This window comes from Savagea serpentis (assembly GCF_015351395.1).
Classification (GTDB): Bacteria; Bacillota; Bacilli; order Bacillales_A; family Planococcaceae; genus Savagea; species Savagea serpentis.
The window spans coordinates 54,779-81,501 of sequence record NZ_JADKPV010000008.1 but is presented as its reverse complement, the minus strand read 5'-3'; the positions used below and the strand labels follow the sequence as shown (position 1 = coordinate 81,501).

Sequence of the window (26,723 nt, the reverse complement as noted above, 5' to 3'; positions counted from 1 at the left end):
AAAAAATAAAAAGAGCATCTTGAAATTTCAAGACGCTCTTAAGCTCTTCCTTCATCTATAGGACTTTCACAATATCATATTTTCTTTCTTTTAAATCAATGACATTGCCATCCATTTTCACAATAGGACGATACATATTATCGTAATTTACATGCACAACTACCCCAATAGCTTTATTACTTAATACTGCTTGCGTTCCTACTGTAATAAGCCCAACAAGTTTTTGTAGCTGTTCAATAACTTGTAAATCATATTTTCCATACTGCTCATAACGCATGTACTCAATTGCTTCAACTTCACTTAAGTTAGAACGATATGGTCTTTTCTCCGTCAAAGCGCAAAACACATCCGCTACAGCTAAAATTTGAGCAATTTGATGAATTTCTTGATATTTTGACTGCAGAGGATATCCAGATCCATCCATCCGTTCATGATGTTGAACAATCGCTGTCTTGATTTCTGGTTTCAAAATAGGTGAATTTTGAATACTCGTATAACTGTGAATAACATGTTTGCGAATTTCAGCACGTTCTAATTCTGTTAAATCTCTTGTTTTATTTAATACAGTGAATGATATCTTCGCCATTCCTGCATCCATTAGTAGTGCAGCTAAACCAATTTGATTTTGTTCTGCTTTAGAATATTTTAGCTTTTTCGCTAATAATGTAGCAACAATACTTGTGCGTAAATGATGATGATACATATAATCTTCCACAATCATTTTTCTTCTCAAATCATAAATCGTATTGTCTGATTCTAAAAACATTTCAATGAGCGGTATGATAATTTGTCTCATATGAGGAACATTCACTTTACTCCCGGAACGTAAGCGATCATACTCTACTTTATATTTTTGATACGTATCTCGGTAAATAACTTGAAAGTCATCTTCATGCTCTTCATCTTCTTGAATTACCTCTTCTATGAAACGCTTCACTTCCATCTCTTGCGTTGGGCTTTTTTGTTTCCGTGTTGCTGGACGCACTTCTACAATCTCGTCTTCTTCAACTATACGAACGAGCACTTGTACAATATCAAATTGCTTTAATATATTAATTTGAACATCTGTTACAAGGGTACCCTTTTTGATGATTGGAAAATGAGTATTTGCAAAGACATCTTCTTCAATAATATCTCCAACTTCAAGCTCACTTACTACTTTTACTTCAGCCTCCATGATTCCACCTCAACTCTCATCACTCGGACTGATCATCCTCTTCATCTAACAAATCGTCTTCTTTCACTACTTTCGCTACAGTTGCAACAAATTCACCTTCATCGATTCGAATTAAGCGAACACCTTGTGTATTTCTTCCGAAAACTGAGATATCATTAATGTCCATCCGAATGATGATTCCATGCCCTGTAATAATCATAATATCTTCTGTGCCTTCTACAGATTTCATAGCGACTAGTTTACCGTTCCGTTCAGTAATTTGAGCGGTTTTAAGCCCTAAACCTCCACGAGTTTGGATTCGATACTCTTCAGCTGGAGTTCTCTTTCCATATCCTTTTTCAGTAACGATTAACACCTCATGTTTTTCGTTCAACAAATCCATCCCAATTACATAATCTTCTTCACGTAAACGAATCCCGATAACACCACCAGCAGTACGCCCCATCACCCGAATATCCGACTCTTTGAAACGGATGAGCATACCATCTCTCGTCCCGATGATGATGTCTTCATCATTCGATGTTAATTTCACACCGATTAATTCATCGTCACCTCTTAAAGTCAATGCGATAATACCATTCGTACGAATATTTCTATACTCTTGAATAGATGTACGTTTTACGATTCCTTGTTTTGTGGCGAAGAATAAATATTGCTCTTCATCAAATTCTGGAACCGGAATCATTGCCGTTACTTTCTCATCTTTTTCTACCTCGAGTAAATTGACAATTGGCAAACCTTTCGCTGTTCGGCTATATTCTGGAATTTCATATCCTTTTTTACGGAAAACGCGACCTTTAGACGTAAAGAATAGAATCGTATCATGTGTCGATGTATTCAATAAATGTTCAACAAAGTCATCTTCATTCGTTCCCATACCTTGAATACCACGCCCTCCACGACGTTGGCTACGATATGTGTTTGATGGTAAACGTTTAATATAACCATTGTGCGTTAAGGTAAGTACTAAATTTTCCTCAGGGATGAGATCTTCATCTTCGATCATCTCTAATCCACTCGTTGTAATTTCAGTACGGCGTTCATCTGCAAAGCGCTCTTTAATTTCTAAAAGCTCTTCTTTGATTAAGTTCAATAATGTTTCATCGTTAGCTAAAATAGCTTTTAGCTCTTCTATTAATCGGAGAAGCTCTTTATACTCTTCTTCAATTTTATCACGCTCTAGTCCAGTTAAACGTTGCAAACGCATATCTAAAATGGCTTGTGCTTGACGCTCAGACAATTCGAATGTTTCGATTAAGCCTGACTTTGCTTCCGCTGTTGTTTTTGAACCGCGAATTAAAGCGATAATTTCATCGATATGATCTAAAGCGATACGAAGTCCTTCTAATATGTGCGCGCGTGCTTCAGCGCGTTCTAATTCGTATTGTGTACGACGGCGAATGATAACTCGTTGATGATCTAAGTAATGTTGCAATATTTCACGCAACGATAATACTTTCGGTTCTTTATCGACTAAAGCAAGCATATTAATACCGAAACTCGATTGTAGAGCTGTTTGTTTATATAAATTGTTTAAAATGACATTCGCATTCGAATCTCGACGTACTTCAATGACAATACGCATACCTGTACGGTCAGATTCATCCGCTAAATGTGTAATGCCTTCAATTTTCTTTTCACGCACTAATTCTGCTATTTTCTCAATGAGACGCGCTTTATTCACTTGATACGGTAATTCTGTAACGATAATTGTCTCTTTTCCAGATTTCGCTTGTTCGATTTCTACTTTACCGCGAATCATAATCGAGCCACGACCTGTTTCGTAAGCACGACGAATACCGCTGCGACCTAAAATGATCCCGCCTGTTGGAAAGTCTGGTCCTGGCATAATTTCCATCAATTCTTCTGTCGTCAATTGTGGATTGTCCGCAACAGCGAGCACCGCATCAATCGCTTCTCCTAAGTGGTGAGGTGGAATATTCGTTGCCATCCCTACTGCGATACCGCTCGTTCCGTTAACGATTAAGTTCGGATAACGGCTCGGTAAAACAGTCGGTTCTTTTTCGTTACCGTCATAGTTTTCTTGGAAGTCAACCGTATTTTTATTAATATCTCTCAACAATTCCATCGAAATTTTAGACATTTTCGCTTCGGTATACCGCATAGCTGCTGCCGAGTCACCATCGACCGATCCGAAGTTCCCTTGTCCATTTACTAACATGTAGCGATAGTTAAAATCTTGCGCCATACGTACCATCGTTTCGTACACAGCAATATCTCCATGCGGGTGATACTTACCGATAACATCCCCGACGATACGGGCAGATTTTTTATGTGATTTATCCGCTGTAATCCCTAATTCATGCATCGCATATAAAATACGACGATGCACTGGCTTCAATCCGTCACGTACGTCTGGTAAAGCACGTGATACGATTACGCTCATCGCATAATCTAAAAATGAAGTCCTCATTTTCTTACTAATGTTAATTCTTTTTACACCACGGTTTGGCGTGTCAGCCATATACGTATACTCCTTTCGAAATCTTCACTTTATGCATCTAAGTTCATAACTTGTGAAGCATTCTCTTCAATGAATCGTCTGCGCGGTTCTACTTCATCACCCATCAACTGTTCAAACACTTCATTCGCTTCGACAACGTCATCGAGTTGAACTTGTAATAACACGCGATGTTCTGGATTCATCGTCGTATCCCAAAGTGTGTCAGCATTCATCTCACCGAGACCTTTAAAGCGTGACACTTCTGGTTTTGGCGTTGCAGAGAGTGACGCCAACGTCTCTTCTAATTCTTCTTCGTCTAAACAGTAATATTCTTTACGACCTTGTTTTACGCCGTATAACGGTGGCTGAGCAACATACACATATCCCGCTTCGATTAACGGACGCATGAAACGGAAGAAAAATGTTAATAAAAGCGTACTAATGTGAGCGCCATCGACATCAGCATCTGTCATAATGATAATTTTATGGTAACGAGCTTTCGATAAATCAAAGTCTTCACCGATTCCTGTGCCGAGTGCTGTGATCATCGCTCGAATTTCTAAGTTACCTAAAATACGATCAATTCGCGCTTTTTCTACGTTTAAAATTTTACCTCGCAATGGCAAAATTGCTTGGAAGTGACGATCTCGTCCACTTTTCGCTGAACCTCCTGCCGAGTCACCCTCAACGATGTAAAGCTCACTAATCGCTGGATCTCGTGAAGAACAGTCTGCTAGTTTCCCTGGCAAACTAGACACATCTAATGGGGATTTACGACGCGTCATTTCGCGTGCATTTTTAGCGGCGACACGTGCACGTGCTGCCATTAAGCTTTTATCAATGATTGTGCGTGCAACTGTCGGATTTTCTAATAAGAATCTTTGGAACCCTTCTGAGAACAATTGATTTGTAATCGTGCTCACTTCCGAGTTTCCAAGTTTCGTTTTCGTCTGTCCTTCAAATTGAGGGTCGGGATGTTTAACAGAAATGATCGCTGTTAATCCTTCACGAACGTCATCTCCTGTTAAATTAGCATCTGCTTCTTTTAATATATTGTTTTTCCGTGCATAGTCGTTAATCACTCGAGTTAACGCTGTTTTATAACCTGATTCATGCGTGCCCCCTTCATACGTATTAATATTGTTGGCAAAAGAGTATAAATTCTCAGCAAAACCGCTATTGTATTGCATCGCAATTTCAAGGGTTATGCCATCTTTTTCTCCTTCCACATAAATCGGCTCTTCATGTAATGGTTCTTTATTTTTATTTAAATGTTCAACATAAGAACGTATTCCACCTTCGTAGTGGAATGTTTCTGTCTTTTCTTGACCTTCACGTTCATCAGAAATCGTTATACGGAGACCACGATTTAAATACGCAAGTTCTTTTAACCGAAGCGCTAATACATCGTATTCATATTCTGTCGTTTCTTTAAAAATTTCTGGATCTGCCTTAAATCGAATAGAAGTACCTGTTTTTGTCGTTTCTCCTACCACTTCTAATTCTTTCGTGACGAGTCCACGTTCGAAACGAATTTCATGAACTTTCCCATCTCGACGAACTGTCGCAATCGTTTCTTCAGACAATGCGTTGACGACAGACGCACCGACTCCATGTAATCCACCCGATACTTTATAACCGCCACCGCCGAACTTTCCCCCAGCATGTAAAACAGTCATAATGACTTCAACGGCTGGACGACCCGTCGATTCTTGTGTACCTACTGGAATTCCTCGACCATTGTCGTCTACGCGAATCCAATTATCTTTTTCAATAAATACTTCGATATGATCACAATGTCCCGCTAACGCCTCATCTATACTATTGTCAACGATTTCCCATACAAGATGGTGTAATCCTCTTGAGCTTGTTGTTCCGATATACATTCCTGGACGCTTCCGTACAGCTTCTAATCCTTCGAGTACTTGGATTTGATTGGCATCATATGCTGTTTCTACACTTTTTTCTTCCATAGCCAACTCTTTCACCAGTCCTTCCTTAGTCTTTCAATTGAGTGACAGTTCCTTCTTTTACTTCAAACATCGTCGCATTGCGAATCGTATCATGCGATATGCCATCGACATTTGTGGTTGTAACGAATGTTTGAACTTGTCCTTGCGTAATATTTAATAAATGGGTTTGACGATCATCATCGAGTTCAGATAACACATCATCCAATAACAAAATTGGTGGCTCTCCCACTTCTTGTTTCACCAATTCTATCTCGGCCAACTTCAAGGAGAGCGCTGTTGTACGTTGCTGTCCTTGAGAACCAAACGTTTGAACGTCATAATCATTGACATAAAAACGCAAATCATCGCGATGAGGACCGATCAATGTCAAACCTCGCTCCAATTCTTTTTGTTTTAATTGTTCAATTTCACTTTGATAAATCGATGCAATTTCTTGCTCTGACATTGTCCGTTCAAACTGCTTTAATGTTCTATATTCAATTGTGAGTTGTTCTTTACCTTGAGAAATTCCTTCGTGAATTGGTCTCGCCCATTTTTGTAATAGTTCCATAAAATAAAAGCGACGCACGATAATTTTAGAAGCTGCTTGAATAAACTGATCCGTATAAACATTCAACATGACTTCATTTTCAGTTGTTAAATGTCTTTTTTTCAAAATGGCATTACGCTGCTTTAATAGCTTTTGATAAATAACAAGATCATGTAAATACGTTGGGGAAATTTGTCCAATTTCCATATCTAAAAAACGTCGTCTTACTTGCGGACTCCCTTTGACGATATTTAAATCTTCAGGTGCAAACATAACGACATTCAACTGTCCAATATAAGAACTTAATTTACGTTGCTCTAAATGATTTGCACGGGCTTTCTTGCCTTTTTTTGTGATTTCTAATTGGAGAGGGATAGCGCCATATTTTTTTATAACTTCTCCCTTTATTTTACCATATTCAGTTTCCCAACGAATTAAATCACGATCATTCGATGTGCGATGTGACTTTGTCATTGCTAAAACATAAATAGACTCCATCACATTGGTCTTACCTTGCGCATTTTCACCGATAAAAACATTCACCTGAGGAGAAAATTGCAAATCTAATGTTTTGTAATTTCGGTAATTTTCAAGCTGCAAACTTTTCATATACATGTATGATTAACCTAACTTTCGAGTAATCTGAAATTTACCTTCATTCGGAACGAGAATAATATCTTGATCATACAATTTTTTACCTCGTCTTTGCTCTTCTTCACCATTCACGTAAATAACATACTCTGATAAATACCATTTAGCCATTCCACCTGAACTGATAACATTCACCATCTTCAAAAATTGTCCTAATGTGACATATTCTGTGTTAATTTCTATTTTTTCCATTATTTTCAACTCTATTCTTATTGTTTATCTTTTACTATTTTACCGAAAAACGTAGATGAAGTAAAACAGTTGTTCGTATTTTCACAGTTTCGTGCATCTGATTAATTATACCCTTTTTAATTCCATTGTCGCAAAGTATTCCTTTTACAACTAAGAAAAGAAGCCGACGAAATTTTTCTTCTTAAAATTTCGAGAGCTTCTTTTTAACACTTAGACATTTCCTCAATTGTCGTCGCAACTTCTATTTATTATACCACGAAATGATAATTTTCGCTTTTGAACTTCATCAGACATATATAAAAAGTGTTGCCATTTTATTTAAATGACAACACTTTTTAAACGTTCTGAATTAGTATGTCCGAACAGGGAGAATTAATTGTAATACAGCTTCGCTATCCACCGCTTTTAAAATGAATGGACGCATGACGCCCGTGAAATGAATAACAATTTCTTCGCTTTCGATAGCACGTAAAGCATCCATCATATATTTTGCACTGAAAGAAATTTGAAGTGCCTCCCCTTTAATAGATGTAGCAGCTACAATTTCTTCTACTTTCCCTACTTCAGGTGAATTTGATGTTAATTCAACTGTCGATTGATCCGTCGTTACGAGACGTACAATATTGTTACGTTCATCTCGTGCTAACAAACTTGCTCGATCAATCGCTTGTAAAAATTCCTTACTCTTTAAAACGATTGATGTTTGATATTCTGTAGGGATAAGTCTCGTTGTATCTGGATATGTCCCTTCTAACAAACGCGAATAAAATAAAATACGTTCTGTTTTAAATAATACTTGTTGTTCTGTGAACAAAATATCCACAGACTCTTCTTTATCGATAATTTTATTCAACTCTTGTAAACTTTTACCAGGTATTACAGCTTGGAATTCTCCTTCTGGTAAATCGTCCAATGCTGTAATACGACGAGCAAGACGATGGCTATCCGTCGCGATACAATAAAGAGCATCTTCTTTTTTCACCCAGTTCACGCCAGTTAAAACGGGACGTGTTTCTTGAGTAGAAACGGCAAATCCTGTTTCTCGGATAATGGATTTTAATAATGGAGTAGCAATTGTAAATTGAATATCTTTTTCCATATTAGGTAAAATCGGATATTCATCTGCTTTAGAACCAATTAATTTAAATTCAGATCGTCCTGAACGAATAATGACATCTTGTTCATTGATGACTTCAAGTAATACAGTTTCAGTTGGTAATTTGCGTACAATATCGCTAAAGTAACGAGCTTGTACAACGATAGAACCTTTTTCAAATGTTTCAATGATTAATTCTCCATCTTCTTCTGTAGGGATAAATGAACAAATTGTAATATCTGAATCACTACCTGTCATTGTTACTCCTTGCTCGTCTAATTCAATTTTTATCCCCGTTAAAATAGGTAATGTCACTTTATGACTAATTGCTTTCATAACGTCACTTAACCCGTTTAATAAATGTGTACGATTAATTTCAAATTTCATAATGTCCTCCCGTTAATATATATTATTTGTTTAAAAGATAAGTAATAGTAGTAATAGGGGCTGTGGATAAGTGGATAAGTCCTTTGAACCCTTCTGTATCAACAGGTTGAGTATGTGGACAATATGTTGATAGTTTGTTTCTAATATCCACACTTATCAACAACTATACACCAAGCAAAGATCGGATTTGTTGCACGTCTCTTTGCAAATTTTGATCCTTTTCTAACATGGTTGAAATTTTTTCATGAGCGTGAATGACCGTTGAGTGATCACGTCCTCCAAATTCGGTACCGATTTTAGGAAGAGAGGAATCAGTTAATTCTCTCGATAAGAACATAGCGATTTGTCTCGGAAACGCGATGGAGCGTGTGCGTTTTTTAGAAGAAAAATCTTCAAGTCTAATATTGAAATGTTCTCCGACAATTTTTTTGATTTCTAAGATAGTAATAGCACGCGGTGTGGCATTCGGGATAATATCTTTTAAAGCTTCTTGTGCGACTTCAGGTGTAATTGATTTATCAACTAATGAAGCATAGGCCACAACACGTGTTAAAGCTCCTTCTAATTCACGAATATTGGAGTCAATTTGATTCGCAATGTAAAGCATCACATCATCTGAAACATTCGTCAAATTATCCGCATTTGCCTTCTTCTTTAAAATAGCAATCCGTGTTTCGAGATCAGGTGGAGCAATGTCGGTAATGAGTCCCCATTCGAATCTAGAGCGCAATCGGTCTTCCAATGTAGAAATTTCTTTAGGCGGACGATCGCTTGAAATGATGATTTGTTTCGCTTCTTCATGCAATGCATTAAATGTATGGAAAAACTCCTCTTGTGTCTGTTCTTTCCCTTCTAAAAATTGAATATCATCAATGAGTAAAACATCCACATTGCGATATTGGTTTCTAAAGTCATCCGCTCGATTGTCGCGAATGGAATTAATAAATTCATTTGTAAATTTTTCAGAAGAAACATAGGCTACTTTCAGTTCTGGATTTTGCTCGATGACATAGTGTCCGATTGCGTGCATTAAGTGAGTTTTGCCTAATCCTACTCCTCCATATATAAACAGAGGGTTATATGCCTTTGCCGGTGCTTCTGCAACGGCTAGTGACGCAGCGTGAGCGAATCGATTCCCTGAACCGATGACAAATGTATCGAATGTGTATTTCGGGTTGAGCATTTGAGCGTAATTAGGATTTACTTCTGAAACTTCTTGTTGCGACCGTGATGACCTTTTTAAATCTTCTGTAGGTAAAGAGTCTGGAACGACAAAATGTACGATTCGATCTGCTCCGGTCTTACTCGCTAAAATACCTGATATTAAGTGGATATAATTTTTTTCGAGCCATTCTTGAGCGAATGTACTCGGTACTTCTATAACGGCTGTTTCCTCATCAAAAACAATTAATTCCGTTTGTTTTAACCAAGTTTCGAAACTAGGTTTTGCAATCCGAGATTTAATCTCTTCGAGCACATCGTTCCATAATGAATCTAAATTATTCATAAGAGTGACATTCCTCCTTTTTTATCTTTTTTAAGTCAAAAAAACAGTTATCCACAAAATGAACACCTGTGGATAACTAAAATCAACAGATGTGAATTGAATAATCCACGAAAGAAAAACATTTGTGGATATTGTATTTCCCGAAACGTGGTTTTCAACAAACACGTAGATAAATCATAGCAAATAAACATTGTAATAACAAGGTATTATTCAAATTATCCAGAGAAAAGAAGGAGTTGTTGATAAAAGTTATCCACAGGTGTAGATTTGTTGGTAAGTTGTTGATAAGGGTGAAACGGAAAAGGGGTATGTATAAATATGCAAACAGCTTTTTTAGAAGTTGTGAATAAAAATGTGGATAAAGTGGAATGTCTATTTTAACATGAAAAATGGTTGAGTTGGCAACTGTTTTTTTAGGAATTTACCGAGGATTTAGATCCGTTAGAAGAATGTTTATGTAAGAGGTATTGTGGAAGTGGATTCTACTTAAGCCCTTGACATTAAAAGACATGCCCGTTATAATATTCAAGACTATTCATTCTAAGTTCAAACGAGATAGGATTATTGACACTGAAGAGGAGGTGTCTCGATATGAAACGTACATTCCAACCAAATAAACGTAAACGTAGCAAAGTTCACGGCTTCCGTGCACGTATGAGCACGAAAAACGGACGTAAGATTTTAGCAGCTCGTCGTCGCAAAGGAAGAAAAGTGCTTTCAGCATAAGGCCACTGTCATTCAGTGGTCTTTTTTTCTCGTTTATAATGAAGTAGATGCTGTGGAGAAGAAGGTGAAGTGCTTTGAGAAAGCAACAAAGGATTAAAAAGAATGAGGATTTTCAACAAGTGTTTAAACACGGAACGTCCTTCGCCAATCGACAATTCGTCGTTTACATTTATCCAAAAAAGAATCAAACAGAGTTACGCTTAGGACTATCAGTTAGTAAAAAGCTAGGAAATGCTGTAAAGCGTAATGAAATTAAACGATACGTGCGCCAGGCAATTTTTGAATTACAAAGCGAGTTAAAGGCCAATGTCGACTATGTTATTATCGCTCGAGCAGGAGCGACCGATTTAAATTTTCATGAGACGAAGAAGAGTTTGCAACATATTTTGCGTATCGCAAAATGTTTGCCGAAAGTCCGAAATGAAGTAAAATAAATGAATGGTCTTTATAGAAGGAATAGTTATCGAAATAGAAAGATGTTTGGAGGAAAGTTGATGAAGAAGAAGAAAATAGCTCTCATCCTCATGTTATCTGCACTTACAATCTTTTTAGCAGGTTGTGGTGATTTTAGAGAACCAATCTATTCAGATACAGAAGGATTTTGGAGCAAATTTATCGTTTGGCCTATCGTAGCTTTTATTACGATGTTAAAAGATGTGCTCGGTACATATGGATGGAGTATCGTTGCAGTTACGATTATCGTCCGTGTTATTTTATTACCATTAATTATTCAACAAGCGAATAGTTCAAAGGCGATGCGGGACATCCAACCGAAAATGAAAGCTTTACAAGAGAAGTACAAATCGAAAGATGCGGTAACGCAAGAGAAGTATCGTGAAGCGATCCAACAATTGTTTACAGAAAATCAAGTGAACCCAGTTGCAGGATGTTTGCCAGCGCTCGTTCAAATGCCAATTATCATTGGTTTGTACCACGCGATCAGTCGAATGAATGCGACACCTGAAATTGAACTCGGAACGTTTCTAGGTTTCCAATTGGCCGAGCAAAGCATAGTGCTAGCGATTTTAGCTGGGGTTGCACAGTTCGTTGTCTTAAAAACAGGACCTGCTATGGATAATCCACAAATGAAAACAATGCTCTATATTATGCCATTTATGATTGTTGGATTCGGTCTCTTTTTACCGGCTGCAATCTCACTTTATTGGATTATTGGTAATGTCATTATGTTAATTACAAATATTTTCTTATATAAACCGTTTGCGAAAGAGCCAGTTATTGTAGAAGAACAAAAAAAGAACAATCGAAAAAAAGGAGGCAAGCGTAAAAAATGAAACAAATTGCACAGACAGGAACGACCGTAGATTTGGCAATTCAAGAAGCATTAAAACAGTTAAAGACAACTCGTGAACATGTTGAGATTGAAGTGATTGAGCAAGGTCGCAAAGGTTTTCTTGGATTTGGTGCAAAAGAAGCGAAAGTTCTTGTGACGAAAAAAGAAACATCTCCCATCGTACAAGAGGAAGTGAAATCACCTGTCGAGCTAGAACAGGTAACGGTGTTTGAAAAAGATTTAGAAGAAGAGAAAGAAGAATATGAAGAATTAACAGTTCCAGAAGTTGAGGAGGAGGAAAAGAAAGAAAATCCACGAGTTGATGAATTCACTCCTTCTTCACTAGAAAAAGTTATCCCCAATAGAGAGCAGGAAGATGTTTTAATTGAAAATTCTGCTAAAGACTACATTGTGAACATTGCAAATGAATTAAATTGCTCAAATGTGGATATTACTGTGGATGGTGTGGGTAAGTATGTGGATATACAAATCGACACACCAGATGCAGCGAAGTTAATTGGAAAACGAGGTCAAAATTTAAATGCCTTGCAACAATTAACACAGCTGATCGTCAATCAGCAATCTACGCGTTTTAAAGTCGTACGTATGAACGTTGGAGATTATCGAGAACGTCGGGAACAATCACTCATTTATTTAGCGAATCGAATGGCTGATCAAGCCGTTTCGAAACAACGTAAAGTGAAATTGGAGCCGATGCCATCATATGAGCGCAAGATTGTTCATCATACATTAGCTGCTCGCATCGATGTTGATACGTATTCAGAAGGTAGCGATCCTTATCGTTATTTAGTGATTGAGCCGCTCCAATAAGCCAATTGAAAAGTTTGAGATTTCGTTTACAATTTGAAGAAGAGCGTTCGTCCGCTCTTCTTTTTTGTCCGATTAGGAAGAAGAATTGAACCGTGCAACGAAATTCTCGTTGCGTTATGATAATAGAAAGATTGAAGAAGGTAGAAGGTGATGACATGTCGTACGAAACAATCGCAGCAATTTCAACACCGATGGGAGAAGGTGCCATCGGAATCGTACGTTTAAGTGGAGAAGAAGCGGTCGATATCGCTTCACGCATTTTTCGCTCTCCGCACAATAAAAAATTAATGGAAGTGCCGAGTCATACGATTCATTACGGTCACTTGGTTGAACCATCGACGGATCAAATCGTAGAAGAAGTGATGGTGTCCGTCATGCGAGCTCCGAAAACATTTACGAAAGAAGACGTCGTCGAGATCAACTGTCATGGTGGTATCGTATCAGTTAATCGTGTATTGGAGCTTGTACTTTCGAATGGTGCACAACTTGCAGAACCAGGAGAGTTTACGAAGCGTGCCTTTTTAAACGGCCGAATCGATTTATCACAAGCGGAAGCGGTCATGGACGTCATTCGTGCTAAAACGGACGAAGCGATGGATATCGCGCTCGGTCAAATGGACGGTCGCCTCTCACGTTTAATTGGCGCTTTACGTCAAGGAATTTTAGATACGCTCGCTCAAGTGGAAGTAAATATCGATTATCCCGAATATGATGATGTCGAAGAAGTAACGATTCCCCTTTTACGTGAAAAAGCGACGTGGATCATGGAAGAAATTGAACAATTACTCGAAACATCAAAACAAGGGAAAATTATTCGTGAAGGACTTCAAACTGTTATTATCGGTCGTCCAAACGTTGGGAAGTCGTCGCTTTTAAACAGTCTCGTTCAAGAAAATAAGGCGATTGTGACAGACATCGCAGGGACGACTCGTGATATTATAGAAGAGTACGTGAACATTAAAGGTGTTCCGTTAAAATTAGTCGATACAGCAGGAATTCGTGAAACGAAAGATATCGTTGAGCGAATCGGTGTAGAACGTAGCCGCCAAGTATTAAAACAAGCAGATTTAATTTTGCTCGTTTTAAACGGTGCAGAGGTGTTAAGTGATGAAGACCGTCACTTATTTGAAGCGGTCGATGGATTCGAAACGATTGTCATCATTAATAAAACAGATTTACCTCAGGAGCTTGATTTACAAGAAGTTCGTACGTTAGCTAAAGATTCCCCGATTGTGACGACTTCACTCGTTCAAGATGAAGGAATTCATCAATTGGAAGATGCGATTCAAGAGCTGTTTTATAGCGGTTCATTAGAACAAGCAGATTTAACATATGTTTCGAACGTTCGTCACATCGTCTTATTGAAAGAAGCACATCGTACGATCGCTGAAGCGTTAGAGGCAGCAGAAATTGGAGTACCGATTGATATGGTACAAATCGATTTAACCCGAACGTGGGAGTTGCTTGGAGAAATTGTAGGCGATACGATGAAAGATAGTTTAATTAATGAGTTATTCTCGCAATTTTGTCTAGGGAAATAAATTTAAAATAGAGGAGATGAACGAACATGGGCCAGTTTGAAGCAGGCACTTATGATTGTATCGTCATCGGGGCAGGACATGCCGGAGCAGAAGCAGCACTAGCAGCAGCAAATAGAGGAGTGGATACACTTCTTTTAACGATGAATTTAGATATGATTGCTTTCATGCCGTGTAACCCATCACTTGGTGGACCAGCGAAAGGAATCGTCGTTCGAGAAATAGACGCATTAGGAGGCGCGATGGGGAAAATTATCGACCGCTCTCACATTCAAATGCGCATGTTAAATACAGGAAAAGGTCCAGCGGTACGAGCGTTACGTGCACAAGCGGACAAAGTGATATATCAATCTGAAATGAAAAAATTAATCGAAACGACAGATAACTTAACATTACGTCAAGCAGTCGTCGATGAGTTAATCGTTGAAGATGATGAAGTGAAAGGAATCGTTACCCATATCGGTGCCATTTATCGCGCGAAAACCGTCATCATTACGACAGGAACTTTTTTACGCGGCGAAATCGTCATCGGTGATTTGCGTTACTCCAGCGGACCGAACAACCAAATGCCTTCTGTAAAGTTAGCGGAAAGCTTAGAAAACTTAGGATTTGATGTTGTCCGCTTTAAAACAGGAACACCACCGCGTTTGAATAGTAAAACAATCGATTACAGCAAAACCGAAATTCAACCTGGTGACGATGTACCACGTGCGTTCAGTTATGAAACGACGGAGTACATCATGGATCAATTACCTTGTTGGTTGACGTATACGACTCCTTTAACGCATCAACTGATTAATGATAATTTACATTTAGCTCCTATGTATTCAGGAATGATTAAAGGGCGTGGACCGAGCTATTGTCCATCCATTGAAGATAAAATCGTCCGCTTTGCGGATAAAGGACGCCACCAAGTCTTTTTAGAGCCTGAAGGTCGCAATACGAATGAAGTATATGTACAAGGACTCTCGACGAGTTTGCCTGAACATGTTCAACGTCAATTAGTCGCAAGTGTACCTGGATTAGAAAATGCCGAAATTATGCGTGCGGGTTATGCGATTGAGTATGATGCGATTGTACCGACACAGCTGTGGCCAACATTGGAAACGAAAAAAATTAAAAACTTATATACAGCTGGCCAAATTAACGGAACGAGCGGTTACGAAGAAGCGGCGGCTCAAGGATTAATGGCGGGGATTAACGCAGCGAGTCGTGTCTTAGGGAAAGAAGAAGTCATTTTAGGGCGCGATGAAGCGTATATTGGCGTTTTAATTGATGATCTCGTTACAAAAGGAACGTTAGAACCGTATCGTCTTTTAACATCGCGTGCAGAATATCGTCTATTATTGCGCCACGATAATGCAGATATGCGTTTGACAGAGCTCGGATATGAGATCGGTTTAATTCGTCCACAACGTTATGCACAATTTACCGAGAAGAAACGTCAAATTCAAGAAGAGTTAGAACGTTTAGCGCAAGTGACGGTAAAGCCGACAGAAGAAGTGCAAGCTGTTTTAGCAGAAGCGAACAGTACACCGATTAAAGAACCGCTTAAAGCGATCGATTTATTGAAGCGGCCAGAAGTGATGTATGCGCATATTGAAAAAATTGCGCCTGCTGACACTCCAGTAGATGAACAAGTGGCCGAACAAATTGAAATCTTTACAAAATATGAAGGCTATATTAAAAAGTCCCTTCAACAGGTCGATAAAATGAAAAAGCTAGAGAATAAAATCATTCCAGAAAATATCGATTACGATGCAGTAGCGAATATTGCACATGAAGCTCGTGCTATTTTGAAAGAAGTGCGTCCGCGCTCGATTGCACAAGCATCACGTATTCCAGGAGTGAACCCAGCAGACATTTCCATTTTGCTCATTTATATTGAACAAGGAAGAATCGCAAAAGTATCGAATGAATGATGAGCGGAGCGTGAGGACTCGTTTCTCACGCTTTGCATATGTACATAAATTTGGGAGGCTATAACTTTTATGAATGAACAACAGTTTATCGAAGCGTTGCGCGCGAAAGGGATCGAATTGAGCGAGCGACAAATTGAACAGTTTCGCACTTATTTTACGGAGCTTGTCGAATGGAATGAAAAGATGAACTTAACGGCTATTACGGATGAGCCATCTGTTTATTTAAAGCATTTTTATGATTCGATTACAGCAGCGTTTTACGTTGATTTTTCGAAAGAGATGACCGTCTGTGATGTCGGAGCGGGAGCGGGGTTCCCGAGTATCCCACTCAAAATTTGTTATCCACACATTGAATTAACGATTGTGGATTCTTTAAATAAACGCATTACGTTTTTAAATCATTTAGCAAATGAACTTCAATTAGAAAACGTTCATTTCGTTCACGCGAGAGCGGAAGAGTTCGGAAAAAACAAAGCGTATCGTGAACAATTTGATTTAGTGACAGCACGCGCTGTAGCACGTCTATCTGTATTGTCTGAGCTATGTGTTCCTCTTGTGAAAAAGGGAGGACAATTCGTCGCGATGAAAGGTGCAGCAGGCCCTGAAGAGTTAATCGATGCGAAAAGTGCCTTGAACATACTCGGTGTAGAATTAGTAGAACAATTCGATTTTGAGTTACCTGAAGAAGATAGTGAGCGTACACTTTATGTTTTCGATAAAGTGAAAACGACGCCGAAAAAATATCCGAGAAAACCAGGCACGCCGAATAAATCTCCTTTATGATAAATTGATGAAAGCAGGTGTTGAGTCGCCATGAAAAATACTTTTGCCCGCTTGTTTGGCTCTTCAAGTAAAGAAGAGGAAGAGGTCAAAGAAGGTGTCGAACAAATTGCGATTGAATTAATCGATCCGAACCGTTATCAGCCGCGTACTGTTTTTTCACAAGAGAAGATTGAAGAGCTAGCTCTTACGATTCATACACACGGCGTCATCCAACCGATCGTCTTACGAAAAGTAGATGAGCGCTATGAAATTGTCGCTGGAGAGAGACGCTTTCGAGCGATGCAACATCTCGGGTGGAATGAAGTTCCGGCTCTCGTGCGGAAAATGGACGATCGTGAAGTGGCGTCAGTCGCTTTAATTGAAAATTTGCAACGGGAGCAGTTGACGGCGATTGAAGAAGCGCATGCATATGCTCAATTGTTGGAGCTTCACCAACTTACACAAGAAGCTTTAGCGCAACGTTTAGGAAAGAGTCAATCGACGATTGCGAACAAACTTCGCCTCTTGAAATTACCCGCAAGTATTCAAGAAGCTATTTTAAACAAGAAAATCACTGAGCGTCATGCCCGCGCCCTTTTGCGTGTCAAAGAGGAAGAACAACAGCTTCAATTGCTGACACAGTTGTTAGAAGAAGAGTGGAGCGTTAAACAACTTGAAGAGCATATTAAAGTATTAACAGCATTACACATGGAAGAAGAGAAACCAAAGAAAAAGAAACCACGTGTGAAAGTGATTAGTAAAGATGTAAGAATCGCTCTGAACACGATTAAACAATCGGTTCAACTCATTACAAAGAGCGGCATTAATGTTGAAACGGAAGAGATTGAAGAAGAGGATCATTATGTCGTTACGGTAAAAATACCGAAGAAAAAATAAAAGTGAAAGAAAAGAGTGGAAATTTTATTCCGCTCTTTTTTTACATTCTTTTAGAAACACGTCATAATTTGATACACTGAATAAAATAGTGGAGGAAATAAGGCGAGTTTGCACATGTGCGAGGCATCAGTAGCTGCAAATTAAAAGATGCGAAATATGACGAATGATTAGCGAAAGAAGGGATTCATTGTGGATAAAGGATTAGGAAAAGGATTAGAAGCTATCTTTGGAGAAGAGCTCGTCCGAGAAAACGAAACGGTGGAATGGATTCACGTCGAAATGATTGAAGCGAATCCGTATCAACCACGTCAACAATTCGATGATGAACAATTGCAAGAACTAGCTCAATCTATCGAACAGTCCGGTGTCATTCAACCGATCATCGTTCGAAAAAAAGGAAAAAAATACGAGTTAGTGGCGGGAGAACGACGACTTCGCGCTACTCAGTTAGCAGGTAAAGAAACGATACCAACAATTATTCGAGAAATTACAGATGAGCAATCGATGGAGTATGCTTTACTTGAAAACTTGCAACGTACGAATTTAAACCCGATTGAAGAAGCACAAGCGTATGAAAAATTATCCACAGCTTTACAATTAAAACAAAATGATTTAGCAAAAAGAGTCGGAAAAAGCCGTCCATATATTGCGAACATGTTGAGACTGTTGAAGCTCCCACAATCCGTTCAAAAAATGTTGATTGAAGGCCAACTGTCGAACGGTCATGGACGAGCATTACTCGGTTTAAAAGATGAGTCTCAAATAGAGCCACTTGCTGAAAGAGCAATTCAATATTTTTGGAATGTCCGTCAAGTGGAACAACAAGTCCAACAATTGAATGATAATGTTTCACATGAAACAAAAAAAGAGACACCACGAAATGTGTTTATCGAAAGTGAAGAGCAACAGTTAGAGCAGTATTTTGGTACGAAAGTTCAAATAAAACAGACGAAAAATAAAGGCAAAATTGAAATTGAATTTATGACAGATGATGATTTAGAACGTATACTACAATTGATGAAGCGAGAACAGTAAGGAGGATCTTATGGCTATAACAGAAGAACCTACAATTACAGAAGAATTAAAAGAAGATTACGAGCAAGTGGAACAAATTTTATTTAGTGCAGAAACATGGGAAGGATTGACGCGAATTTCCATTCGTGTATTGTTGATTGCGGTCTTATCCTATGTCGTAGTTCGCGTGGCAAAAATGATTATTCGGCGCATGTTTGCTATTAAATATAAGGGACCGATTCGACGTTCTGAAAGACGAGAGCGCACATTGCTATTGCTACTTGAAAACACAGTTTCTTATGTCGTATACTTCGCAGCCATTTTAGCGATTTTAGACGAGTTTGGTATAGGAGTAAAAGGTTTACTTGCAGGGGCTGGAGTACTCGGACTTGCTGTTGGTTTCGGAGCGCAAAACTTAGTGCGCGACGTCATCACCGGCTTCTTTATTTTGTTTGAAGATCAATTTTCTGTGGGAGACTATGTTCAGATTGGACAAGCGACAGGAACGGTAGAAGAAATTGGTCTGCGCACGACGAAAGTGGCAGCTTACGGGGGCGAAGTCCATATCATTCCAAACGGGATTATCTCCGAAGTTGTAAATTATTCTGTCCGCAATTCTTTAGCCATTTTAGATATCGGAATATCGTACGAAACAAATATTGCCGATGCAGAGCGAGTGCTCACGGATTATTTAGAGCGTATGACAGCAGAGGAATATCCAGAAATGGTTGCGCCAGCACAATTTGTCGGTGTGCAAAATTTAGCAGCTTCTGAAATCGTTTTACGCGTAACGGTCGAAACACAACCGATGATGCAGCATGGTTTAGCACGTCGTATGAGAGCGGAAATTAAAGAATTATTCGACCGTGAAGGAATTGAAATTCCGTATCAAAAAATGGTGATTTATCAGCAAAAGGAGAATGTAAATCATGAGTGAAAAGACATTTGAATTGAATGATGTAGTAGCGATGAAAAAACCGCATCCTTGTGGTACGAATGAATGGAAAATTATTCGAATGGGAGCCGATATTCGAATAAAGTGTCAAGGGTGCGATCATAGCGTCATGCTCCCACGAAATGAATTTCAGAAAAAAATGAAGAAAGTACTTCGCCAAGCGGAGTAAAGATAGACAAGAGTAGGGTTTATCCATATAATAGAAGAGTTGAAAAAGAACCGGAAAAAGAAGAAAGGTTGTGGAATAGCATGGCTTTAACAGCTGGAATCGTTGGTCTTCCAAACGTTGGAAAATCAACTTTATTTAATGCGATTACAAAAGCTGGAGCTGAAGCAGCGAACTACCCGTTCTGTACAATTGACCCGAACGTTGGAATCGTTGAAGTGCCAGACGAACGTTTAAATAAATTAACAGAGTTAGTAGATCCAAAAAAGACAGTGCCGACTGCATTTGAGTTTACAGACATTGCGGGGATTGTGGAAGGAGCGAGTAAAGGAGAAGGATTAGGTAATAAATTTCTCTCACATATTCGTGAAGTAGATGCAATTTGTCAAGTTGTTCGTTGTTTCGCAGATGAAAACATTACACATGTATCAGGTAAAGTAGATCCTTTATCAGATATTGAAGTGATTAACTTAGAACTCATTTTAGCGGACCTAGAAAGCGTATCGAAACGCCTAGAACGTGTGACGAAAATGGCAAAACAAAAAGATAAAGACGCAATGGCAGAAGAAATTCCATTAACGAAATTAAAAGAAGCATTTGAAGAAGGAAATCCAGCACGTTCGGTTGAACTTTCAAAAGAAGAATTTGAATTAATTCGTGGCATGCACTTATTAACGATCAAACCGATGCTTTACGTAGCGAACGTTTCGGAAGATGAAATTGCTGACGTTTCAAATAACGAATACGTCCAAAAAGTACGTGATTTTGCAAAAGAAGACGGCGCAGAAGTCATTGTCGTCTGTGCGAAAATTGAAGAAGAGATGGCTGAATTAGAAGATGACGAGAAAGAGATGTTTTTAGAAGAGCTCGGCATTGAAGAATCAGGATTGGATCAATTAATTCGTGCGACGTATGACCTTCTCGGGCTAGCGACTTACTTTACAGCGGGTGTACAAGAAGTGCGTGCGTGGACATTCCGTAAAGGAATGAAAGCACCACAATGTGCTGGAATTATTCATACGGACTTTGAAAAAGGGTTCATCCGTGCAGAAACGGTTGCTTACGATGATTTATTAGAAGCGGGCTCGATGACTGCAGCGAAAGAAGCAGGAAAAGTTCGCCTCGAAGGAAAAGAATATGAAGTGAAAGACGGCGACGTTATGCTGTTCCGCTTCAACGTATAATCCACATAATGTGCATAACATGTCGATAACTTTAGAAAAATACTAAAGTTATCGGCTTTTTTTCATGATTCATCCACATCGTCCACAGCAAACTGTTGATAAACATACAATTTAGGCTCTTTTGAGTCGTCTTCAATAAGGGCGTTTGGTGGATATTTTCGCAGTTTTACATACATTGCAAAATCCCCTGCTGCTCCTCCAATTAATAAAGCAGCTAATACATACAATACCCCGTTTTGCCAATAAAGCCCGAGGAGAGCGGGGATGATACCGGTCATCCAAAATGGGAGTAGCAGTGAAGCGCGCATTGCTCGGTTTGTGAGACGTTGATCCATTGTAGCGTAAGCGACTCCGAGTTCTAGATTTAAACCGAACTGCATCTTTTTCCAAGGGACACCCCCGAATAGTCGAAATCCTAGTAAATGAAAAAATTCATGTAAAACAATGAGTACAATATATCCGAGTATCGTCAGAAAAAACGCTGACCAAGAAACAGAGAAAATCCAAGTACTATACAAAAGATAATCACAGATGGTTAGTAAAATTAACGAACTGAGCGTAATCCATAAGCTTTGCTTTGCTACTTGAGATAAATTGAGTTCAATGACGGCGTCCGGTTGTCGCACATAAACTCCTCCTTAAAAATAAATAATGAAATCAATTGTCACATGAATAAAATCATGGTATAGTAAATTGATGTGAGTATACATATACTTACTCCTTGTCTACATCTATTGTAGACCAAAGTCCATGAGGAGGTGACAAATGATGAAAAAGTACGAAATTATGTACATTATTCGCCCAACAGTTGAAGATGAAGCACGTAAAGCTTTAATCGAGCGTTTTGATGCTGTTTTAACTGGTGAAGGTGCTGAAATCATCGAGTCGAAAGAATGGGGCAAACGCCGCTTAGCTTACGAAATCGATGACTTACGTGAAGGTTACTACCAGCTCGTGACAGCTAACGCTGACGGTGCTGCTATTGAAGAATTCACACGTCTTGCAAACATTAACGAAAATATCATCCGCCACATGGCAGTACGTATCGACGCTTAATTTTGCAAGTTTTCAATAAAATGAAAGGGGCTGTAATCTGATATGATCAACCGTGTTGTACTTGTCGGTCGTTTGACAAAGGATCCTGAATTGAAATATACCCAATCAGGGATTGCGGTAGTCCGTTTTACATTAGCGGTGAATCGCACATTTACAAATCAACAAGGTGAGCGTGAAGCAGACTTTATCAATTGTGTCGCATGGCGCAAACAAGCTGAAAATATCGCAAACTTTTTGAGAAAAGGCAGCTTGGCTGGAGTAGATGGGCGCATTCAAACGAGTAATTTTGACGGAAAAGATGGTCAACGCGTCTTTATGACGGAAGTTGTAGCAGATAGTGTTCAGTTTTTAGAACCACGTAGCGCGACGCAAAATCGTCCGGAATCTGGCGGTCAAGCACCGAACTATGGTGGAGGAGCTCCGAATAACTTCGGTGGTAACCAAAATTATGGTAACCAACATCAGCAAAGCAACTTTAATCAGAATCAACAGCCATCTTTCCAACAACCGAACGAACAAAATTATACGAATACAAATGATAATCCATTCGCATCGAACGATGGTCCAATCGAAGTTACTGACGACGATTTACCATTCTAGTTCAATGTTTGATATGGAGTGAAGGAAGGAGGAGTTTTGCATGGCACCACGTCGCGGAGGTCGTCGTCGTCGTAAAGTATGTTATTTCACTTCAAATAACATCACACACATCGACTATAAAGACACAGACTTACTTAAAAAGTTCATCTCAGAACGCGGTAAAATTTTACCACGTCGCGTAACTGGAACAAGCGCTAAATACCAACGTAAATTGACTACAGCAATTAAACGTGCACGTATTATGGCTTTACTTCCATTCGTTTCTGAAGAGCGTTAATAAGTATTTAAATAAAAGAGCTTTCCCTATGCGGAAAGCTCTTTTTTGTATATTGTGAGAAGCTAGCGAAACCTTTTGATTACAAAATGTGAAACGTGATACAATTGGAGAAGGTATTTTTTGAAAGTTTGGATTGAAGGAGTGTCGTTATGTCATTTACGATTCAGAAGTCAGTGTATTCCATTTTAACATTGTTGCTTGTCGGCATTGTCAGTTACGTCCCTTTATATGGAATGCTTGCACTTCTATTCATTCCTTTCCCTCTTATGCTTATACGTATGAGTAGTAAGAGAAGAGATGGAGTGATTTATTTATTCATATTATCTCTACTTACCATAGTGATCGCCCCGCTTCAATTAGGGATGACGTCTATTGCATTTATGGCAATGGGATATATGATTGGTGAAACTACTTTGTATAAAAAATCGAAGCTTGCTGTATGGAATGCAGCATCGATTACATTATTAGTTGCTCTCGTTGTGCAGTACGTATTATCTGTGCTTATTTTAAATGTAAATGCCATCGAATGGATTCAAGCTTTTTTACATACTCAGGAGCGTCGGGTCATTCAATTATTTACTCCGTTAGATGAAACTGGAGCGATGGAGCAAGCGATTCAATCAGTCTTTTTAATGTACAATTTCAGCTTGCCGACATATGCAATTGTCGGAATTGTGATTGTGGCATTTATTTCTTTAACTATTGCATATTTCTTCGGTAAAAGAGCTGTCGTCGGATTCACATTTCCGCGTTTTCAGCCATTTACATCCATGAAGTTACCGATGATTACCGTCGTATTGTATGGAATATTATTATTGACGTCTTTTTTACAATCGTCAGATCTCGGTTCTACATCTCATTTGATGATTTTAAATGCGATGAACATTTTCCGCATTTTATTTTTATTACAAGGGATTTCATTTATTGTTTATGCATTAAAAAAAGTACAATTGCCGATGATTTTAATTGTTTTATCCGGAATAGTTGCTGTATTTTTCAATTCTATTACGGTGATTATTGGAATATTAGACACAGGAATTCAATTGAGAGGTTGGGTTGATCGCAAAATCGGAAAATAAGAGGAGATGATACTATGAACTCGCAATTTCGAAAACGATTGATCCGCTATCCGCTCGCAGCACTGACTTTATTAGGGGTCATTGCAGCGATTGCGCTATTTACTTTCCATTTTTGGATTGGATTTATTTACACTGTCTTATTCGTCGTGTTGATAGGTGTAATTTGGCGAGTAGAGGAGCAAGATTATTTAGAGACGGAAGAGAAGATTCAATCGATTTCTTATCGAATGAAACGAGTCGGAGAAGAAGCTTTATTGCAAATGCCAATTGGAATTGTTTTATTAGATGAACAAAATGATGTCGAGTGGGCGAATAGTTATGCCAGCCAAATATTCGAGATGGAATCTTTAATTGGCAAATCGTTAGAACAAGAAGTGAAACCTTTATGGAATATCATTCAAAAAGAACAGGTCGAAGCGCGTCAAATATTAATTGGTGAGCGTTACTTCGATATCGAATATAGGCAAGAAGATCGTTTATTTTATATTTTTGATGTGACGCAATGTCGAGAAGTGGAATCGCGTTACGAAGCAGAGCAAACAGTTCTTGGCATTTTATTGATTGATAACTATGAAGAGCTAGCCCAACGTATGGATGATCAAACGAAAAGTCAGATGAATTCCCATGTCACATCATTGTTAAACGAATGGGCACAACAACATCATATTTTCATGAAACGCATTGCTTCAGATCGTTTCTTTTTAGTTTTAAATGAGCGAATTTTAACAGAATTAGAAGAATCGAAATTTACGATTTTAGATGATATTCGAGAGAAGACAAAAGAAGAATCTGCAGGATTGACGCTCAGTATTGGAATTGGTACGGGAGAGTCTACTTTAATAGAGTTAGGAGAATTAGCTCAATCGAGTTTAGACCTCGTCCTTGGACGCGGCGGAGACCAAGTGGCTATCAAAAATACAGATGGAAAGCTAAAGTTTTTCGGCGGGAAAACGAATCCAGTCGAAAAACGTACCCGAGTGCGTGCTAGAGTTATCTCGCATGCGTTACGCGATTTAATTCAAGGAAGTGATCAAGTATTCGTCATGGGTCATAAAATGCCGGATATGGACGCGATCGGAGCTGCAATCGGTGTTCGTAAAATGGCACGTATGAATAATATTAAAGGATACGTCGTCATCGATTTTAATCAATTAGATGCAAGTGTGCTCCGTCTTATGAAAGAGATAGAAAAGGATGAAGAGTTGTATGCTCATTTTATCGATCCTGATACGGCATTATCCATGATGACAGAGCGTTCTTTACTGACGATTGTCGATACGCACAAACCGAGTTTAGTCATTGATGAACGAGTGCTTCAAAAAGCAGATAAAATTGTACTCATTGATCATCACCGTCGCGGCGAAGATTTCATTGATGATGCGATGCTTGTCTACATGGAACCTTATGCATCGTCAACAGCTGAACTTGTGACAGAATTAATTGAATATCAACCGAAGCATGAGCGACTGACGATGTTAGAAGCGACTGCGATGCTGGCGGGTATTGTCGTCGATACGAAAAGCTTTACATTGCGGACCGGTTCGAGAACGTTTGAAGCAGCTTCTTATTTGCGAATGAACGGTGCTGACACGATTCTCGTTCAACGATTATTAAAAGAAGACATCGATACGTATGTGAAACGTGCTAAACTAATTGAGAAAGTACAAGTGACAGAAGAAGGCGTTGCGATTGTAGCAGGAGAGCCTGATGTCATTTATGGACCGGTGCTCATTGCTCAAACTGCAGACATTTTACTGTCCATGCTAGGTGTCGTAGCATCGTTTGTGATCGCAGCGCGAGAAGATGGTAAAATAGGAATTAGTGCACGATCTCTCGGAGATGTAAACGTTCAAGTCGTAATGGAGAAGCTCGGAGGAGGCGGCCATTTAACGAATGCCGCTTGCCAATTAGCAGTGGACTCTGTCGAAGAAGCAGAGCGTTTATTACGAGAAGCATTAATGGAAACTGACGAAGGAGGAAATGAATCATGAAAGTAATTTTTACACAGGATGTTAAAGGAAAAGGTAAAAAAGGTGAAGTGAAAGAGGTGTCACCAGGATATGCACAAAACTTTTTATTAAAAAATAATTTGGCAGTGGAAGCAACACCACAAAACTTAGCGCGTCTAGAAGGTCAAAAAAAGCGTGCACAAAAAGACGCGGCAGAAGAATTAAAAGAAGCGCAACAGTTGAAAGCGGTACTGGATGAGACGACTGTTGAAATGAAAGCGAAGTCTGGTGAAGGTGGCCGTTTATTCGGTTCTATCACGACGAAACAAATTGCAGAAGCATTGAAAAAACAAAAAGATATTAAAGTGGACCGTCGTAAAATGGAATTGCCTGATGCGATTCGTGCTTTAGGTTATACGAATGTGCCAATTAAATTACATCCAGAAGTAACAGCGACGATGAAAGTGCATGTTACAGAAGAATAGACAGAGGAGTGACGG

Annotated in this window: 26 protein-coding genes; 18 read left to right on the top strand and 8 right to left on the bottom strand. The window is 38.9% G+C overall.

Annotated features, from left to right (window positions below):
• Positions 1 to 55 precede the first annotated feature (55 nt).
• From IRY55_RS12305 to dnaA, 7 genes are all read right to left on the bottom strand, one after another.
• A complete protein-coding gene (locus tag IRY55_RS12305; protein ID WP_194563628.1) occupies positions 56 to 1,177 on the bottom strand; it encodes an HD-GYP domain-containing protein in 1,122 nt (373 codons plus the stop codon).
• Positions 1,178 to 1,196: 19 nt separating this feature from the next.
• Positions 1,197 to 3,662 (bottom strand): DNA gyrase subunit A, encoded by a 2,466-nt coding sequence (gene gyrA / locus IRY55_RS12300; protein WP_194563627.1) that lies wholly within the window; start codon positions 3,660 to 3,662, stop codon positions 1,197 to 1,199.
• A 29-nt stretch (positions 3,663 to 3,691) separates the two neighbouring features.
• Positions 3,692 to 5,614 carry a DNA topoisomerase (ATP-hydrolyzing) subunit B gene (gene gyrB / locus IRY55_RS12295; RefSeq protein ID WP_194563630.1) on the bottom strand — a complete coding sequence of 641 codons (1,923 nt, stop codon included), beginning with the start codon at positions 5,612 to 5,614 and terminating at the stop codon, positions 3,692 to 3,694.
• Positions 5,615 to 5,639: 25 nt separating this feature from the next.
• Positions 5,640 to 6,758, bottom strand: coding sequence for a DNA replication/repair protein RecF (gene recF / locus IRY55_RS12290; protein ID WP_194563626.1), 1,119 nt, complete (start codon positions 6,756 to 6,758; stop codon positions 5,640 to 5,642).
• A 6-nt stretch (positions 6,759 to 6,764) separates the two neighbouring features.
• Entirely contained in the window at positions 6,765 to 6,986 is a 222-nt protein-coding gene (gene yaaA, locus IRY55_RS12285) for a S4 domain-containing protein YaaA (RefSeq protein ID WP_194563625.1), read from the bottom strand.
• Positions 6,987 to 7,335: 349 nt separating this feature from the next.
• Entirely contained in the window at positions 7,336 to 8,469 is a 1,134-nt protein-coding gene (gene dnaN / locus IRY55_RS12280) for a DNA polymerase III subunit beta (RefSeq protein WP_194563624.1), read from the bottom strand.
• Between the two features lie 163 nt (positions 8,470 to 8,632).
• On the bottom strand, positions 8,633 to 9,976 hold the full coding sequence (gene dnaA, locus IRY55_RS12275) for a chromosomal replication initiator protein DnaA (protein ID WP_194563623.1): 1,344 nt from the start codon (positions 9,974 to 9,976) through the stop codon (positions 8,633 to 8,635).
• A gap of 591 nt (positions 9,977 to 10,567) precedes the next feature.
• On the opposite strand from dnaA, the gene rpmH reads away from it, so the two are divergent.
• From rpmH to ychF, 12 genes are all read left to right on the top strand, one after another.
• Positions 10,568 to 10,702: a 50S ribosomal protein L34 gene (rpmH, locus tag IRY55_RS12270; RefSeq protein ID WP_194563622.1), complete on the top strand. Its 135-nt coding sequence runs from the start codon at positions 10,568 to 10,570 to the stop codon at positions 10,700 to 10,702.
• Between the two features lie 74 nt (positions 10,703 to 10,776).
• Entirely contained in the window at positions 10,777 to 11,136 is a 360-nt protein-coding gene (rnpA, locus tag IRY55_RS12265; protein WP_194563621.1) for a ribonuclease P protein component, read from the top strand.
• 60 nt (positions 11,137 to 11,196) lie between these two features.
• Positions 11,197 to 11,994, top strand: a complete 798-nt coding sequence (gene yidC / locus IRY55_RS12260; RefSeq protein WP_235961138.1) for a membrane protein insertase YidC — start codon at positions 11,197 to 11,199, stop codon at positions 11,992 to 11,994.
• Positions 11,991 to 12,824 carry an RNA-binding cell elongation regulator Jag/EloR gene (jag, locus tag IRY55_RS12255; RefSeq protein WP_194563619.1) on the top strand — a complete coding sequence of 278 codons (834 nt, stop codon included), beginning with the start codon at positions 11,991 to 11,993 and terminating at the stop codon, positions 12,822 to 12,824. Before yidC ends, jag begins: the two co-directional genes overlap by 4 nt.
• Positions 12,825 to 12,979: 155 nt before the next feature.
• Positions 12,980 to 14,365, top strand: coding sequence for a tRNA uridine-5-carboxymethylaminomethyl(34) synthesis GTPase MnmE (mnmE, locus tag IRY55_RS12250; protein ID WP_194563618.1), 1,386 nt, complete (start codon positions 12,980 to 12,982; stop codon positions 14,363 to 14,365).
• Between the two features lie 26 nt (positions 14,366 to 14,391).
• Positions 14,392 to 16,284, top strand: coding sequence for a tRNA uridine-5-carboxymethylaminomethyl(34) synthesis enzyme MnmG (gene mnmG / locus IRY55_RS12245; protein WP_194563617.1), 1,893 nt, complete (start codon positions 14,392 to 14,394; stop codon positions 16,282 to 16,284).
• 69 nt (positions 16,285 to 16,353) lie between these two features.
• On the top strand, positions 16,354 to 17,067 hold the full coding sequence (gene rsmG / locus IRY55_RS12240) for a 16S rRNA (guanine(527)-N(7))-methyltransferase RsmG (RefSeq protein ID WP_194563616.1): 714 nt from the start codon (positions 16,354 to 16,356) through the stop codon (positions 17,065 to 17,067).
• Between the two features lie 30 nt (positions 17,068 to 17,097).
• On the top strand, positions 17,098 to 17,943 hold the full coding sequence (gene noc / locus IRY55_RS12235; RefSeq protein WP_194563615.1) for a nucleoid occlusion protein: 846 nt from the start codon (positions 17,098 to 17,100) through the stop codon (positions 17,941 to 17,943).
• Between the two features lie 189 nt (positions 17,944 to 18,132).
• The gene (locus tag IRY55_RS12230) at positions 18,133 to 18,978 is read left to right on the top strand and encodes a ParB/RepB/Spo0J family partition protein (protein ID WP_194563614.1); all 846 of its coding nucleotides are present in this window, start codon (positions 18,133 to 18,135) and stop codon (positions 18,976 to 18,978) included.
• 10 nt (positions 18,979 to 18,988) lie between these two features.
• Positions 18,989 to 19,894, top strand: a complete 906-nt coding sequence (locus IRY55_RS12225) for a mechanosensitive ion channel family protein (RefSeq protein ID WP_194563613.1) — start codon at positions 18,989 to 18,991, stop codon at positions 19,892 to 19,894.
• The gene (locus IRY55_RS12220; RefSeq protein WP_194563612.1) at positions 19,887 to 20,081 is read left to right on the top strand and encodes a DUF951 domain-containing protein; all 195 of its coding nucleotides are present in this window, start codon (positions 19,887 to 19,889) and stop codon (positions 20,079 to 20,081) included. Before IRY55_RS12225 ends, IRY55_RS12220 begins: the two co-directional genes overlap by 8 nt.
• Positions 20,082 to 20,161: 80 nt before the next feature.
• Positions 20,162 to 21,262 (top strand): redox-regulated ATPase YchF, encoded by a 1,101-nt coding sequence (gene ychF, locus IRY55_RS12215; RefSeq protein WP_194563611.1) that lies wholly within the window; start codon positions 20,162 to 20,164, stop codon positions 21,260 to 21,262.
• A gap of 62 nt (positions 21,263 to 21,324) precedes the next feature.
• Here ychF and IRY55_RS12210 read toward each other — a convergent pair whose 3' ends face one another.
• Complete coding sequence (locus IRY55_RS12210; RefSeq protein ID WP_194563610.1) at positions 21,325 to 21,888, bottom strand: DUF3267 domain-containing protein; 564 nt, start codon at positions 21,886 to 21,888, stop codon at positions 21,325 to 21,327.
• Positions 21,889 to 22,030: 142 nt separating this feature from the next.
• Here IRY55_RS12210 and rpsF point away from each other — a divergent pair, with 142 nt between their 5' ends.
• From rpsF to rplI, 6 genes are all read left to right on the top strand, one after another.
• Positions 22,031 to 22,318: a 30S ribosomal protein S6 gene (gene rpsF / locus IRY55_RS12205; protein WP_194563629.1), complete on the top strand. Its 288-nt coding sequence runs from the start codon at positions 22,031 to 22,033 to the stop codon at positions 22,316 to 22,318.
• A 42-nt stretch (positions 22,319 to 22,360) separates the two neighbouring features.
• A complete protein-coding gene (ssb, locus tag IRY55_RS12200; RefSeq protein ID WP_194563609.1) occupies positions 22,361 to 22,918 on the top strand; it encodes a single-stranded DNA-binding protein in 558 nt (185 codons plus the stop codon).
• Between the two features lie 40 nt (positions 22,919 to 22,958).
• On the top strand, positions 22,959 to 23,195 hold the full coding sequence (gene rpsR, locus IRY55_RS12195) for a 30S ribosomal protein S18 (protein WP_194563608.1): 237 nt from the start codon (positions 22,959 to 22,961) through the stop codon (positions 23,193 to 23,195).
• A gap of 149 nt (positions 23,196 to 23,344) precedes the next feature.
• Positions 23,345 to 24,274, top strand: a complete 930-nt coding sequence (locus IRY55_RS12190; RefSeq protein ID WP_194563607.1) for a DUF2232 domain-containing protein — start codon at positions 23,345 to 23,347, stop codon at positions 24,272 to 24,274.
• 14 nt (positions 24,275 to 24,288) lie between these two features.
• The gene (locus IRY55_RS12185; protein WP_194563606.1) at positions 24,289 to 26,265 is read left to right on the top strand and encodes a DHH family phosphoesterase; all 1,977 of its coding nucleotides are present in this window, start codon (positions 24,289 to 24,291) and stop codon (positions 26,263 to 26,265) included.
• Positions 26,262 to 26,708 carry a 50S ribosomal protein L9 gene (gene rplI, locus IRY55_RS12180; protein ID WP_194563605.1) on the top strand — a complete coding sequence of 149 codons (447 nt, stop codon included), beginning with the start codon at positions 26,262 to 26,264 and terminating at the stop codon, positions 26,706 to 26,708. Before IRY55_RS12185 ends, rplI begins: the two co-directional genes overlap by 4 nt.
• The last annotated feature ends 15 nt before the right edge of the window (positions 26,709 to 26,723 follow it).